The sequence below is a fragment of the Fodinibius saliphilus genome, assembly GCF_005869845.1.
Lineage (GTDB): Bacteria > Bacteroidota > Rhodothermia > Balneolales > Balneolaceae > Fodinibius > Fodinibius saliphilus.
Map to the genome: position 1 here is coordinate 343,814 of NZ_VAWF01000003.1, position 15,203 is coordinate 359,016.

The 15,203-nt window shown below is 40.8% G+C and carries 14 protein-coding genes and 1 tRNA gene; all 15 read left to right on the forward strand.

All coding sequences use genetic code 11. The features are described 5' to 3' along the window. Positions 1–70: 70 nt before the first annotated feature. Positions 71–1,258: a glycine C-acetyltransferase gene (gene kbl / locus FCN14_RS12070; protein ID WP_138431530.1), complete on the forward strand. Its 1,188-nt coding sequence runs from the start codon at positions 71–73 to the stop codon at positions 1,256–1,258. A 13-nt stretch (positions 1,259–1,271) separates the two neighbouring features. Continuing rightward, the gene (locus tag FCN14_RS12075) at positions 1,272–2,240 is read left to right on the forward strand and encodes an NAD-dependent epimerase/dehydratase family protein (protein ID WP_138431531.1); all 969 of its coding nucleotides are present in this window, start codon (positions 1,272–1,274) and stop codon (positions 2,238–2,240) included. A 139-nt stretch (positions 2,241–2,379) separates the two neighbouring features. Next, positions 2,380–2,586 (forward strand): hypothetical protein, encoded by a 207-nt coding sequence (locus FCN14_RS12080; protein ID WP_138431532.1) that lies wholly within the window; start codon positions 2,380–2,382, stop codon positions 2,584–2,586. Positions 2,587–2,712: 126 nt separating this feature from the next. After that, the gene (locus tag FCN14_RS12085) at positions 2,713–3,261 is read left to right on the forward strand and encodes a hypothetical protein (RefSeq protein ID WP_138431533.1); all 549 of its coding nucleotides are present in this window, start codon (positions 2,713–2,715) and stop codon (positions 3,259–3,261) included. 94 nt (positions 3,262–3,355) lie between these two features. After that, a complete protein-coding gene (gene secD / locus FCN14_RS12090) occupies positions 3,356–5,176 on the forward strand; it encodes a protein translocase subunit SecD (protein ID WP_138431534.1) in 1,821 nt (606 codons plus the stop codon). Between the two features lie 40 nt (positions 5,177–5,216). Next, complete coding sequence (gene secF, locus FCN14_RS12095; protein ID WP_138431535.1) at positions 5,217–6,128, forward strand: protein translocase subunit SecF; 912 nt, start codon at positions 5,217–5,219, stop codon at positions 6,126–6,128. 38 nt (positions 6,129–6,166) lie between these two features. Then, positions 6,167–6,523, forward strand: coding sequence for an STAS domain-containing protein (locus tag FCN14_RS12100; protein WP_138431536.1), 357 nt, complete (start codon positions 6,167–6,169; stop codon positions 6,521–6,523). A gap of 69 nt (positions 6,524–6,592) precedes the next feature. Next, positions 6,593–7,867 (forward strand): adenylosuccinate synthase, encoded by a 1,275-nt coding sequence (locus FCN14_RS12105; RefSeq protein WP_138431537.1) that lies wholly within the window; start codon positions 6,593–6,595, stop codon positions 7,865–7,867. Between the two features lie 106 nt (positions 7,868–7,973). Continuing rightward, positions 7,974–9,080 (forward strand): RuBisCO large subunit C-terminal-like domain-containing protein, encoded by a 1,107-nt coding sequence (locus tag FCN14_RS12110; protein WP_138431538.1) that lies wholly within the window; start codon positions 7,974–7,976, stop codon positions 9,078–9,080. Between the two features lie 9 nt (positions 9,081–9,089). After that, the gene (locus FCN14_RS12115; RefSeq protein WP_138431539.1) at positions 9,090–9,542 is read left to right on the forward strand and encodes a cupin domain-containing protein; all 453 of its coding nucleotides are present in this window, start codon (positions 9,090–9,092) and stop codon (positions 9,540–9,542) included. Positions 9,543–9,588: 46 nt separating this feature from the next. After that, positions 9,589–9,660 (forward strand) — tRNA-Gly (locus FCN14_RS12120). A gap of 539 nt (positions 9,661–10,199) precedes the next feature. Further along, a complete protein-coding gene (locus FCN14_RS12125; RefSeq protein WP_138431540.1) occupies positions 10,200–11,216 on the forward strand; it encodes an ABC transporter substrate-binding protein in 1,017 nt (338 codons plus the stop codon). Then, positions 11,213–12,982: a sensor histidine kinase gene (locus FCN14_RS12130; RefSeq protein WP_138431541.1), complete on the forward strand. Its 1,770-nt coding sequence runs from the start codon at positions 11,213–11,215 to the stop codon at positions 12,980–12,982. The genes FCN14_RS12125 and FCN14_RS12130 overlap by 4 nt, the downstream gene beginning before the upstream one ends. Before the next feature lie 124 nt (positions 12,983–13,106). Continuing rightward, complete coding sequence (gene purF / locus FCN14_RS12135) at positions 13,107–14,606, forward strand: amidophosphoribosyltransferase (protein WP_138431542.1); 1,500 nt, start codon at positions 13,107–13,109, stop codon at positions 14,604–14,606. Continuing rightward, entirely contained in the window at positions 14,606–15,202 is a 597-nt protein-coding gene (yihA, locus tag FCN14_RS12140; protein WP_138431543.1) for a ribosome biogenesis GTP-binding protein YihA/YsxC, read from the forward strand. The genes purF and yihA overlap by 1 nt, the downstream gene beginning before the upstream one ends. Position 15,203 lies beyond the last annotated feature (1 nt).

Below are 15,203 nucleotides of genomic sequence, written 5' to 3' on the forward strand. Positions count from 1 at the left end.
AGTACTTTTCAATCAGATGATATTGATTGGTTGAAGCAGTAAAATTATTACTAAATATCAATTATAGAATATGGGTAAAAAAATTAAGCAGCGTTTACAAGGAGAATTGAAAGAGTTAAAAGAAGAAGGCCTTTATAAAGAGGAAAGAATTATAACTACTCCCCAAGGAGCGGTTATTAAAACGGACCAAGGGAAAGAAGTTATAAACTTTTGTTCCAATAATTATTTAGGGCTGTCCTCGCATCCCCGGGTGTTAGAGGCCGCTAAAAAAACGATTGATGAATACGGTTATGGAATGTCATCAGTCCGGTTTATCTGCGGTACGCAAACTATTCACAAAGAATTGGAGGAAAAGCTAGCCGAATTTTTGGGTACCGATGATGCTATTTTGTATGCTGCAGCTTTTGATGCTAATGGAGGTATCTTTGAACCGTTGCTTGGTCCGGAAGATGCTATTATATCGGACCGCCTGAACCATGCTTCTATTATCGATGGGGTGCGGCTGTGTAAGGCTCAACGTTATGTATATGAGCATAACAATATGGATGCCCTGGAAGAGAAGTTAAAAGAAGCTTCAGATGCCGAAGTAAAAGTTATTGCTACCGATGGCGTCTTTTCTATGGATGGAACTATAGCACAGCTTGATAAAATTTGTGATTTAGCTGACAAATACGATGCTCTGGTGATGTCGGATGAGTGCCATGCTACTGGCTTCATCGGAGAAACCGGTCGCGGTGTACATGAGTACCGTGATGTTATGGGGCGAATTGATATTATTACTGGAACCCTTGGTAAGGCATTGGGTGGTGCATCAGGTGGATTTACTGCTGCGCGACAAGAGATCGTAGATATGCTTCGCCAAAAATCACGGCCCTATCTCTTCTCCAATACACTTGCACCTTCAATAACAGGAGCCTCTATTGAAGTGCTGGAGTTGTTAAGTGAAACTACAGAACTTCGAGACAAGCTGGAAGAGAATACTACATATTTCAGGCAAAAGATGACCGAAGCCGGTTTTGATATCAAAGATGGGTCGCATCCCATAGTGCCTATTATGTTATATGATGCTAAAAAGGCTCAAAAGTATGCGGAACGTTTGTTAGATAAAGGGATATATGTTATCGGTTTTTATTACCCGGTAGTTCCTAAAGGAGAAGCTCGTATTAGGGTTCAGCTTTCTGCCGCACACGAACGAGAGCATTTAGATCAGGCGATTAAAGCCTTTACGGAAGTTCAAGAAGAAATCGAAGAAGCATAGTTGATATAATAATATGGGTACGATTTTAATTACGGGTGCTTGTGGACAACTGGGAAGCGAGCTTACTGAAAAACTGCGTTCAATTTATGGCACAGAAGAGGTAATTGCTTCGGATATTCAAGAACCTCCGGAGCGTATTGCCGAGGGTCCTTTTAAATATATTGATGTGATGGACAAAGACGCCCTTGAAAAAGCAGTTGAAGAGAATGATGTTTCTCAGATTTACCATCTGGCAGCGTTATTGTCTGCTAAAGCTGAGCAAAATATCGAGTTAGGGTGGAAGCTCAATATGGATGGGTTATTAAATGTGCTGAACCTGGCGAAAGAAAAATCGCTGGATAAGGTGTTTTGGCCCAGTTCCATAGCTGTTTTTGGCCCTGATGCCCCCAGCAAACGTACTGGGCAAAACGTAGCTCTAAATCCAACCACTGTTTATGGTATCAGTAAAATGGCCGGCGAACAATGGTGTTCATATTTCCATGAAAATTTTGGAGTAGATGTACGCAGTTTGCGATATCCTGGTTTAATTGGTTATAAGTCACTCCCCGGTGGCGGTACCACTGATTATGCGGTGGATATTCATTATAAAGCACTCAAAAACGAACCATTCAGCTGTTTTTTGGATAAGGATAATGCATTGCCGATGATGTATATGGAAGATGCGGTAGATGCAACTATTCAATTAATGCAGGCCGATGAAAATGATATAAAAATACGAACAAGCTATAATTTATCGGCTATTAGTTTTACACCCCGGGAAATTGCAGAAGCTATTACAAAGCATATTCCCGGATTTGAGATCAGTTATGACCCCGATTACCGCAAGAAAATTGCTGATTCTTGGCCCGACTCTATTGATGATAGTGCGGCGCGTGAACAGTGGGGATGGGAGCATGCCTATGATCTGGATAAAATGGTTGAAGATATGTTGGCAAACATACCAAATGAAAATCCCGATCTGTTAAAAGCAAGTGAAGCTTGATGCCTTCTTGTTAATATCCCAAAGAGGATTTAGCCCGAAAACAGAATCTATGTAGCTGTTTTCGGGCTTTATTATTTGGCATACTAGATTAGTTTCCACATCTTAAAATAAATACTTCCACCAAATAAGGAGGTCTACAATGAGGTTTTTCTATGAGTGTTTAGCAGTATTTATTGTTCTGTCAATTCTATTAACAGCAGGCGTTGAATGGATTTTTGATCCGCAGATTCCGCTTCAGGCAACGATGTTGTTTACAGTCTTTATGGGTCTGTTGCTCACCTTGTTCTATGGCTGGATTGCTGAAGTATATGTTTATAAACGGCAGCCAGAGTTAGAGGATAGTTAACAGTCGATTTATACGGGATAATTATGTCCGGGTACTTGCGACTTTATGTTAGTGGTATGTCTTTTATTTCAGCTTATTAAGAAATCATTTGTCCCACTCTTTGTTTCTCCCTATTTTCTGCCACTGATGAAACGATTCCGTACACATATTGTGCAGTTCATAATTGTACTGCTTATCTGCAGTGGCTTTAGCCTTTCGATGGTACAGCCTATACAAGCAAAGCATACAACAAGTGCTTTTGCGGATTGGTTAAGTACAATGACTACCACAGGAAATGGGGCTGACCTTCAGCAAGAGCTGGAAAGCTTACGCCAGTCTGGTGACCATCTTGATAAAGTTATCGAAAAAGCATCTCACATTGTTAGTAAGAACAATGAAGAGTTCTCTTTTTCGTATGACAAATCCATGGCTTCACAGCAGTTATACCAGATGTTGCTTATTGAGTGGAATCAGTTTCAGACAGGTGACGAGATGTCAAGTATTCCTGTGCAACAGACCGTAAAGTCATTATATTCTGTTAATACAGACAAAAATCCTTTCAATAGTACCGCAAGCACCTTTTCTCATAAGCATAACAAGCTGTTGCAGCAAGTAGGGCAAGCTCTTGTGTTTAAGAAATGCTTTTCCATTGTGTTAATACCAATGGTTGATAGCATTGCCATAGGTGCTCCGTAGAAAGTCCACTCTTTTATAAATATGTAATGCTCCTGCAGTTTGGGAGTACCTTCTTATTTGAAACGCAATTCTAAAAATTTTAAGACGATTTATTATGCAAGGTAATGGAACAAAAATTGTCGCTATTGCGGCCTTTTTAATAATATCAATTTATTATTTGTGGCCGACTTTGGCTAATACCTTAGAGCAAAATTATATTGAAGATCTACCCGAAGCCGAACGTGTTGAGTATAAAGAGGAAAATACACAGCGTCTGCAAGAGCTGCGCCAAAATTCTCTTTCTTTGGGTCTCGATTTGCAGGGTGGTATGCACGTAACAATGGAAGTTGGAACGGCGAAGCTTCTTCGCGAATTGGCCGGAAGTAATGCCGACTCAACCCTTAATAACGTTATTAAGATAGCTCAGAAACAGGCCATCGAAAATGATACTGATTTTATTGACGAAATGGTTTCAGAGTTCGAGGAGCGCTATCCTGATGGACGACTAAGTCGGTATTATCGTTCAGAAGCGGAGAATATCACCCGACGATCAAGCAATGAAGAGATTGTAAAATATCTGAAAAAACAGCGTGATTCTGCTGTAGACCGTGCGATGGAAATTATTCGTACACGTGTTGATCGTTACGGTGTAACAGAGCCAGCTATTTTTAAGCAAGGTAACAGCCGTGTTGTTGTTGAGCTACCTGGTGTGGCAAATAAAAGTCGTATTCGGGACCTTCTTAAAGGTACTGCACGTCTTGAGTTTCGTCTTGTAGGTCAACCCGATCAAATAAGTTCTGCCAAAGAACGCATTGTAAGCTACTATAACCAGCAGGCACAGTCCGATACTTCCGATTCGGTTCAGCAGGGGCGACAACAAAATCCGCTGTTAGAAGTGTTAAATCCACGGGGACGTAATCCATACTCGGTGGGATATTCCACAGGCCGTGATACTGCTCGCGTCAATGAGTTATTGCAGAAACAGGAAGTACAAGAACTTATCCCTCGCAGCCTTACTTTGATGTGGGGTGCAACCCCTTTCCAGACTACAGAACAGGGACAAGAGCTGTTTGAGCTTATTGCGGTACGTTCTGATGTGGAAATGACCGGTGATGTTATTTCTGAGGCGAGTGTAAACTTTGATCAGACAACGAACCAGCCGCGCGTATCAATGAATATGAACGCCGAAGGGGCACGACGTTGGGCCCGAATTACCGGTGCCAATATCGGGAAACCGATTGCTATTGTATTAGATGGATATGTTTATTCGTATCCGAACGTAGAGACCAAAATTTCTGACGGACGTTCTTCGATTAGTGGAATTGGAGATGTCAGGGAAGCGGAAGACCTTGTCAATATTTTGCTTTCCGGTGCATTGCCCGCTCCGCTCGAAATTATTGAAGAACGTACGGTAGGGGCTACACTAGGGGAAGAGTCGATTCAGGCTGGTTTTTATTCAACTCTCATAGGATTGGTCATTGTTGCCCTCTTTATGATTGCATACTACCATTCCGGGGGTGCTATTGCCGACCTCGCCTTAATGCTTAATATCGTCTTTATATTGGGGATTTTGGCTGCCTTCAAGGCCACACTCACCTTACCCGGTATTGCGGGTATTGTACTGACGATTGGTATGGCGGTAGATGCAAACGTACTTATTTTTGATCGAATACGGGAAGAGAAAAGGACCGGTAAAACATTGCGGGCTGCCATTGAAGGTGGTTATTCCAATGCAATGAGTGCTATTGTGGATGCGAACGTAACCACCTTCTTTGTAGGTATTATCCTCTATAGCTTTGGGGTAGGACCTATTAAAGGTTTTGCGGTTACACTGATGGCCGGTATTGTGGCTTCCCTGTTCAGCGCTATTGTGATTACTCGCGTTGTTGTGGATTACCTAACTCGTGAAAAATCAGCTGAAATAAGCTTCGGTTAATTCAAAAGAAATTCAACATTTAGACTAGGGAATATATATTATGAGATGGTTCGAAACACCAGATTTTAATTTTATTAAAGCACACAAGATTGGTTACGTCATTTCCGGTATCCTACTTGTTGCTGCTCTCATTGGAATTTTTACCAAAGGTCTGCAGTATGGCATCGACTTTAAGGGGGGTAAAGAATTCGTCCTTGAATTTGATGAGCCCATTGAGGTGGTAGAGTTGCGATCAGCACTTTCTGAGCCGTTGGGAAGCACGCCGGTAGTGAAACGTTTTGGGTCGCCAACGGATGTACTGATTCGTACAGATAACGAAGGCGATATTACAGAAGTCCAAAACACAATTTTGGAAGTCGTTAACCAACGGTATTCGCAAAATGAAGCTTCTGTTATCAAAACTGACATTGTGGGGGCTCGTTTTGCAGAGGATCTGAAGCAAGGGGCGATGAATGCCATTATTTTTGCCTTGGTAGTTATCTTTATCTATATCCTTATCCGGTTTAAAAACTGGACCTTTTCTGCCGGGGCTGTGGCTGCCCTGTTTCACGATGTATTAATCGTAGTGGGGATCTTTACCATCTTTGGTGAAATTGCTCCATTTAGTATGCAGATAGATCAGTCGATTATTGCTGCTTTTTTAACTATTGTTGGTTATTCGCTAAACGATACGGTAGTAGTATTTGACCGTATTCGTGAAAATAGCCTGCTATATAAGACCATGGATTACGATAAGATGGTTAACAAAAGTCTCAATGATACATTGAGTCGTACAGTTATTACTTCTGTCACTACCTTGTTTGTGGTAACCGTGCTATTTATCTTTGGCGGGGAAGTCCTGAAAGGATTTTCATTTGCCTTGATGCTTGGTGTTATTATTGGTACATATAGCTCGTTGTTCGTAGCTAGTTCTATGGTTGTAGAGCTTCAACGCAGAAAAGAAAATGCTTAATTATTAACTCCTAATACTAACTAAGGGGAGATCAAACAATGAATTTCAACGTATCAGAGCGTTATAACTGTGTAGTTATTGAGTTTAAAGGGAATGTGATGGGCGGCCCCGATGCCGTAAAGCTCAACGAAAAACTGCACGAGCTAATTGAAGATAATAAGACCAATATCGTTGCCGATGTTGGTAAGGTCAAATTTATGAACTCTTCCGGTTTGGGGATGCTGATCGGTGGGCTAACGACAATGCGAAAAGCAGGTGGCGATCTTCGAATTGCCAACGCGACCGATAAGATCGAAAGTCTGCTTGTTGTTACGAAACTAATTACAGTATTCAAGCACTATAAATCATTAGAAGCGGCAGTAGAGTCATTTGCCGAGTCATCGGAAGAAGAATAATCAACTAAAATTCTAAATAACAGAAAAGGGGTGATTATTACACCCCTTTTTTTGTGTCTAACCATTATTATGTCTATTCGAGTTGTTGTAGGTGCCCAGTGGGGCGATGAAGGGAAAGGAAAAATCGTTGACCTGCTTAGTAAAGAAGCTGATTATGTAGTTCGATATCAGGGGGGGGCAAATGCCGGTCATACCTTAAAATTTGATGACCAAAAGATTGTGCTTCATCTCATTCCGTCCGGAATGTTTAATGGTGATGCTACCTGTATTATCGGAAATGGCGTAGTCATCGATCCCCATGCCTTGTTAGAAGAGATTGAAGAAGTAGAAGCTATGGCCGGAGATTTGACCGGGCGGCTTAAGATCAGTAATGCTGCTCATGTTATTCTGCCCTACCATCAGCTGTTGGATAAAGTAAAAGAGGAACATCGCGGTGATGATGCAATTGGGACAACAGGGCGTGGTATCGGTCCTGCTTATGTAAGCAAAGTATCTCGTGTAGGAATTCGCATGTCAGATCTGTTCCACCCAGAGCAACTCCGAGAGAAAGTGAACAGTAACATAACAGATATCAATGATGCACTACAGCATATTTATGACCATGAGCCTATAGAGGCAGAGCCCATTGTCAAAGATTTGTTGGGGGCAGCAGATAAATTGTGTCCCTATATCACCAATACCAGTGCTTTACTGCATGATGCTATTGAGGATGGTAAAGAAATATTACTCGAAGGAGCACAAGGCAGTTTGCTAGATGTTGATCACGGCACGTATCCTTATGTGACTTCTTCTTGTCCTACCGCCGGTGGGGCCAGTACGGGATCGGGAATCCCGCCTACTGCAATAGATAAAGTGATGGGGATTTCTAAAGCCTATTGCACGCGTGTAGGAAATGGGCCTTTCCCTACAGAATTGACGGAGGAAGTTGGTCAGGAGCTTCGTGAAGCAGGCCAGGAGTTTGGAGCTACAACTGGTCGTCCACGACGATGTGGCTGGATCGATCTGGTTGCTCTAAAATATGCAGTGCGCGTGAATGGTATGAACGAACTCACGCTTACCAAACTGGATATTCTAAACGACTTCGAGGAAATAAAGCTATGCACCGGATATAAAATCGACGGAGAAACAACGGATATATTTCCGATGGATCTGCCCGATATCGATTCGGTTGAACCCATATACAAAACGATGCCGGGGTGGGAGCAGTCGCTGGAAGATTGTGACAGCTACGATGATTTTCCGGGAAACGCCAAAAAATATCTCAACTTCGTGGAAGACTACTTGGGTGTTAAATTGACGATACTTTCAAAAGGACCTAAGCGTAGTGAAACTATTGTTCTGTAAGAGCAGATGGTTTTTAAAAGGGACCACCATTAAGGTTCCTTTTTAAATTGCTTTTAAATAGAAGGGTGCCAATAATATCTATGCAGCGTAATCAAAATAGAGCCGGATGAATACCTTCGAAATTACATATCTGGTAACCTTGTTAGAAGGTGAAGATATTAATGAGAAGGTTGAATCTATTTGCCTGGAACAATCGGTTGAGTTGCCCAGAGCTTTGTTAGATGGTCATGCTAAAGAAGAAATAGTCGGAGAAACTGTTTACAAAGAGAAGAGGAGAGAAGGTGAATATGAGGTTGTAATTGCTTGGCCGATTGCAAACCTTGGGGGCGAAGTTACACAGTTTATAAATGTACTGTATGGGAATATTTCTCTTAAACCGGGTATTCGTATAACCGGTACTGATTGGACTGAGCTATCAGATCTTCTTAATGGACCGGCTGTAGGGATGAAAGAAGTGCGTAGCCGGTACCAGCTTTCAGATCGCCCATTAAGTGCAACGGCTTTAAAACCTGTTGGGAGTACTTCTGCCGAGCTCGCCGATTATTGTTACCAATTTGCTTGTGGGGGTATCGATATTATCAAAGATGATCATGGCCTTGCGAATCAGGTAAATGCTCCTTTTTTAGAAAGACTAAATGCCTGTGTGAAAGCAGTTGATAAAGCTGCAGAAAAGACCGGGGATCGTTCATACTATTATCCCAACATTACCGCTACACCTGAACGGACTGTGGAGCGGTATAGAAAGGCAGCAGAGGCTGGGGCAGATGGAGTACTGCTTTGTCCTCATATCAGTGGGCTGCCAACGATGCACTTGTTAGCTCAGATGGAGATCAATTTGCCAATAATTGCTCATCCGGCTTTTTCGGGACAGCTTACTACACACAAGACCAAGGGTTTTACTCCAAGCTATTTATATGGGCAATTATGGCGGGCTTTTGGGGCAGATTATGTGATCTATCCCAATAAAGGAGGGCGGTTCACACTGGATACTGATGAATGCCAATCTATCAACCGGGCAGCACGAACGGTGGATTTGCCATTTAAAACCTCATTTCCAATGCCCGGTGGTGGCATAAAGCTTTCAAATGTGGATCATTGGATTGCAGAGTATGGGCTAGATACCACATTTTTGATCGGTAGCAGTTTATATGAACATCCTGAAGGAATTAAGCAAGCAGTACAAAAGCTGCGTGCTAAACTTATGACGAGTTGATATAGTGATATGGAGTCTAAAGTAGTTAAATGTTCGGATTATGAGTGGGATTCAGTGTCTCACAAGGAGTACAAGGATGATCAGAGTTGCTATAAGGGAGTACAACGTTACTCCTTACTGGGAACAAGAAATGATGAACAAGCATTGAACTTTGAAACTCGGTATTTTGAAGTAGAAACGGGAGGCTATACTTCTTTTGAATATCATCGTCACCCACACTCTGTTGTGGTTATTCGTGGGATGGGAACCGTTATATTGGATAATGAAGTTTGTGAGTTATCGCTGCATGATGTTGTTTATATTGCACCGAATACCCTGCATCAATTTCATGCCGATCATGGAGAATCATTAGGATTTATCTGTACTGTTGATCGCTATCGAGATCGTCCAACTTTACCGGATAAAGATAAAATTGATGATATTGTTGAATCAGAAAAAGTCCGCAAAAAAATTAAAATTTGAGTTGAAATATAGTGGTGAATAGCCTTATATTGGACTCGCTTCAAAAGCGGGAATAGCTCAGTGGTAGAGCATCTCGTTGCCAACGAGAAGGTCGCCAGTTCGAATCTGGTTTCCCGCTCAGATAAAAAGCCCTTGCAGCTGTTGCAAGGGCTTTTTTATGTTAGGTGCAGTAGTTTTCATCTTATCGTTGTACGTACTCATATCTAACAATCTGATACTACAGCTGAATATCCCTCCTTATTACTAATTCCCATCAATCTTTACAATTTCTTGAATTTGAGGCTACAGAAGTTCTCCATTCGGTTTCATCATTTAAAAAAGGAGATATTGTGACATTTGAATATGGAGATAGAGGAGGGGAATAAAACATGGAGGTTATGGCTGGTAGACTATTGTTTATAAAAACTCATCATTAATGGTGGGGGCATTTATTATTAGTAAAATTGATTGTATTTCCAGCCAAGAAGTTTGGGTTTGGCGGGTAAAAGCAGTCGAATCTTAATATAGCAGTGCTTAATAAATATTAATTGTTTTGAACATTGTAAATATAAGTTTTGTTGAGGGTTAACAGTTAATAGATGAGAAGGGGATTGGAGACATCAGATATTACCACAGCATGCTGATGTAGTATTTGTTACTAATATAGCTTCTTTTGAGATGAGAAAAATATACCAGCTGTTTATTATTGTATTTATTCTATCGGTAAATAGCTGTGTTCCAGATGGTTCGCCTGATGATCAAGAGTTAAAGGATGTTACAGTTGGTATTACTTCTTCATTTATAGGAGAAGCTGCAATTTTTGTAGCAAAAGAAAAGGGTTTATTTAAAGAAAATGGATTAAATGTATCCTTAAAACATAACCAGTCCGGTACTGCTTCTATTCATGATCTTTTCGATAAGGTAGTAGATATTGCCCATGTAGCCGAAACTCCTGTTGTCTATTCACTGGTTGACTCTTCTTACTACCCAAAAGGTACGCCGCCGGAATTACAGATAATAACGAACCTGCTTATTACTGATGAAGTCCAAAAAATAGTTGCACGAAAAGATCATGGTATTACAGGTCCCAAGGATGTTATTGGTAAGAAGGTTGCATTGGCAAAAGGGACCCAGTTGGAGTATTATCTCGACTCATTTCTCTTGGAACATCAAGTACTTAAAGACAGTTTGACTATTGTCGATCTAAGCCCTCTCTCTCAGGTAGAAGCCCTTAGAGAAGGCAGAGTAGATGTCTCAGTAAATTGGGAGCCCTATGCAACATTTTCAGAACAACAGTTGGGGCCGAAAAGTATATTATTAAAAACAAAACTTCACTACTCCACACTTTGGTTAGTTTCAACACTCAGCTCATTTGCTAAATCCAATCCTGAAATATTAACAGCTTATTTAAAAACGTTATATCAGGCCAACAACTATATTGAAAAAAATGGATTAGAGGCCCGAAAAATATTATCTGCTAATATAGAAGTGCCGGTGAGCGCGATCGACTCTGTTTGGCAGAAAATTGATTATAAACTGTCAATGAGTGAACGTATGATTCAGTTGTTTGAAGATCAGGAGCGATGGTTAATAAGAAAAGGAAAAGCAGATACTACGAATCTGAATTATATAAATCTAATAAACACAACGCCGCTAAATGAAGTAGATCCTGAAGGTATTACCCTTATAAAATGAAGTTAATAAACCGTTTAAATATTATTGCTGCTTGTTCTGTCGGTGTACTTGTACTGACATTTGGGCTATTGTGGTATTCAAAAGCGCAACTAAGTAACCAACTAGAAAGTTTAAATAGGCTTAACGAATTTGAGAATACCGCATCCAATGTTCAAACAGTTGTTGGAGGATACTTGGCAGATGGGAAAGTGCGCCATCTAAATGCTTGGGGTAGACTATATCATGAACTCCAAGTCGATATTGACTCAACAGATGACCTGCCGCGAAGAAAAGCGATGAAAAACTACATGGAGTCTATTAAAGATGCCTTTGAATTGATTCGGGAAATTAAAGAGAATCCCCAACACTATGAAGAAGAACGGAAAGAGCAACTATTGGAACGGGCAGAGGCAAGGATACGAGCTGATATTCAGATGTTTAAATCCATTGCGTACACCGTTACCAATAATTTACAGGCTGATATCCAATCTCAGCAAAAGTACCAGCTTGTATTATTACAATTTCTTATGATACCGGCTGTTTTTATTATTTCCTTTCTCATTTTTCGTTTTCGCAGGCGTCTAAATTATTCTCTTGACACCCTATTAAATGGAACAAAACAAATTGCTTCAGGCGATCTGGATGTCGCAATCGAGCTGGAAGGAGAAGGTGAACACACAAAGTTAGCGAAAGAGTTTAACAGGATGACCAGGAAATTGCAGAAAAAGATTGAGGAGTTAGAAGAGAGCCGAAAAAAGATTGATCAAAACAGGAAGCGATGGGAAAAGCTTGTGGAACAAGATCCAAACCTGGTCATGATTCATATTGATGGAATCGTGAAGTTCATAAACCCTGCCGGGGTAAACCTAATTGGTGCAGTGTCTGCAGAAGAAGTGGAGGGTTTAAATATTTATGATCTTATCGAAGAGTCCCAGCTTGAAAAAGCACTTGTACGGGTATCACAGGTACAAGAGTCCAAAGAAAAAGTATCACCAACGACCTATAAGGTTACTTCTCTAAAAGGGAAAGAACGCTATGTTCAGTTAGAATCAATGCCCATTAAATATGATGACAGGGATGCTACACAAACGGTAGGACTCGATATTACTGAACGAGTACGCTACGAAAAAGAGATGAAAAAATCGCTTGAGGAAAAAACGGTATTGCTAAAAGAAATTCACCACCGGGTTAAAAACAACCTGGCCGTAATATCAGGACTGATGGAATTACAATCTATGCAAGCAGATGATACCCATTTTGCCAGCAAGTTACGGGCAAGTCAGCTACGAATTCAATCTATCGCATCCATTCATGAATTATTGTATCAAAGTGATAATTTTTCAGATTTAGAGTTCCATACACAGATAAAAAAATTAGTAAATACCGTAAAGGAAACATTAGTATCTGATGTATCAATTGAAATTAATTATGACCTGGATCATGTAGTTATTAATGTGAATAAGGCAATACCAGCAGCACTTATCGTAAATGAATTGGTTTCAAACGCTTTAGAACACGCATTCTCAGGCACAGAGTATGGAAAAATTGATATAACGCTCCGCGAAAGAGAAAAGCAAATAGTCCTTGAGGTGACTGATAGTGGGCAAGGAATCTCCAACGACCTTGATTTAGAGAAACCTGATACCTTAGGGTTAAAATTGATAAATATCCTTACCAAGCAGCTAGGTGGAGATATTGAATATCACTCCAGCATTGAAGGCACTACATTTGTGCTTGCTTTTAAAAATGTTGCTACGAAGGGTATTGGGAGCCACCATTTAAACTAATTTACAGACGAGTAATTTAGAGTATTTTTGTTGAGTAGTTAACTCTATTATTTAATTTACTATTTACTGCTCGATTTTCTTAACTTTCCGATCACTGGAACTCGATTATTATCAATAAAAATTAATGCTCGACAAGCCACGCGACTATTGCGGTATTTTTGGAATGCAAAATCATCCGGATGCTGCACTTCTTACCTATTACGGATTGCATGCTCTACAGCATCGCGGACAGGAATCAGCGGGAATTGTAACTTCCCATTTTGATGAGGAAAAAGATCGGTGGGTAATGCCTGCTCACCGTGATTTCGGTCTTGTTCTCAATGTTTTTGATGATCAGGAAATTTTTGAAGATGAGCTAAAAGGAAGGGCTGCTATTGGGCATAATCGTTATTCTACGACAGGTGCCTCGAAGAACCCCGCCAATATCCAACCCTTTCGAGTGCATTACCGAAAGGGAAATATTGCTATTGGGCACAACGGGAACCTGGCGAATGCCAAACAGCTTCGTGATCGATTTCGGGAAGAAGGGGTATTGTTTCAAAGTACTTCTGATACCGAATTGATATTACACCTCATATCGCACAGCCAAAAGGATACACAGCTGGAACAGGTACTGGAAGCACTGGAACAGGTTGAGGGTGCTTACAGCTTAGTAATGCTTACAGATGAAAAGCTTATTGCTGTTCGTGATCCTAATGGTTTTCGTCCACTCGCTCTTGGAAAGGTAGACGACTCATATTGTGTGGCAAGTGAAACCTGTGCCTTTGATATCATTGATGCTGAGTATATACGAGATATTGAACCCGGTGAAGTGTTGGTTATGGATCTGGATGCTGATATCGATTCTGAACCTGAATCCTATCATCTGGATGCAGAATACGGTACAGATACCAGCCAATGTATCTTCGAATATGTTTACTTTTCACGCCCTGATAGTAAAATATTTGGGGAAAATGTAGATAAGGTTCGAAGAAATTTAGGCAAGTACTTGGCCAAGGAACATCCTATTGATGAGATTATTCAAAAAGATACCAAACACAAACCTATCGTTATTTCAGTACCCGACTCCAGTAACACTGCGGCATTGGGGTATGTGCATGAAAACCAGAAACTGGGTTTTGAATGTAAGTTTGAAATCGGGTTGATCCGAAACCATTATGTAGGTCGTACGTTTATTTCGCCCGGGCAGAAATCTCGGGACCAGAAAGTGCGAACAAAATTTAATACGGTCAAAGGAGTAATAGAAAATCGCTCGGTTATTATTGTTGATGATTCTATTGTAAGGGGAACAACCTCTCGATACCTGGTGAATATGATTCGTCAGGCCAATCCTGCCGAAGTACATTTCTTAGTGAGTTCTCCACCAATCATCAGCCCATGTTATTATGGCATGGACTTCCCAACACCAAAAGAGCTGATGGCGAATCGTTTTGATCGTGATATTGATGCTATGGCAAAAGAGATTGGGGTTGATAGTTTACGTTATCTCTCCCCTGATGGATTGGTAGATTCTGTAAAAGAAGCAAATGTATCTCCTAAAGGATATTGCACCGCCTGCTTTACAGAGGATTATCCGGTACCCGTTAATTTTGGTATCGAGAAAGAAGATAATGAGATAGTGTAATGGGTTTTAAAAAAGCAGAATTCGTTACCAGTGCCCCGTCGCTTGATGTTTGTCCCAAACCATATTTCCCAGAAATATGCTTTGCAGGAAGATCGAATGTGGGTAAGTCTTCTTTGATTAATGCGCTCGTCAACCATAAGGGATTGGCACGTACCAGTAACAGACCAGGCAAAACACAGGAGATGAATTATTACCAGGTAGATGATAAAATGTATCTGGTTGACCTCCCCGGTTTCGGATATGCCAAAGTATCCAAAAAAGAGCGGGAGCGGTGGGGGCGTGATATTCGAGATTACTTGTTAGAGCGGTCGACATTACGACTTGTAATTCATTTGGTGGATATTCGTCATAAACCTACTGATCTGGATGAAGAGTTTTTCTACTGGCTGGGGATTAATCGCCTGCCATTTACAGTAGTATTAACAAAGGGGGATAAACTATCCCATAACAAACGCCAGCAATCTAAGGCACGAGTCAAGCGAATCTTAGATGAAATGAATATTGAAGTTCCTATTATTATTAGTTCTTCTGAGGATAATATTGGGGTCGGAGAGATAAAAGAATTAATTTACGAATTTGCCCAATTTGACGATTAAC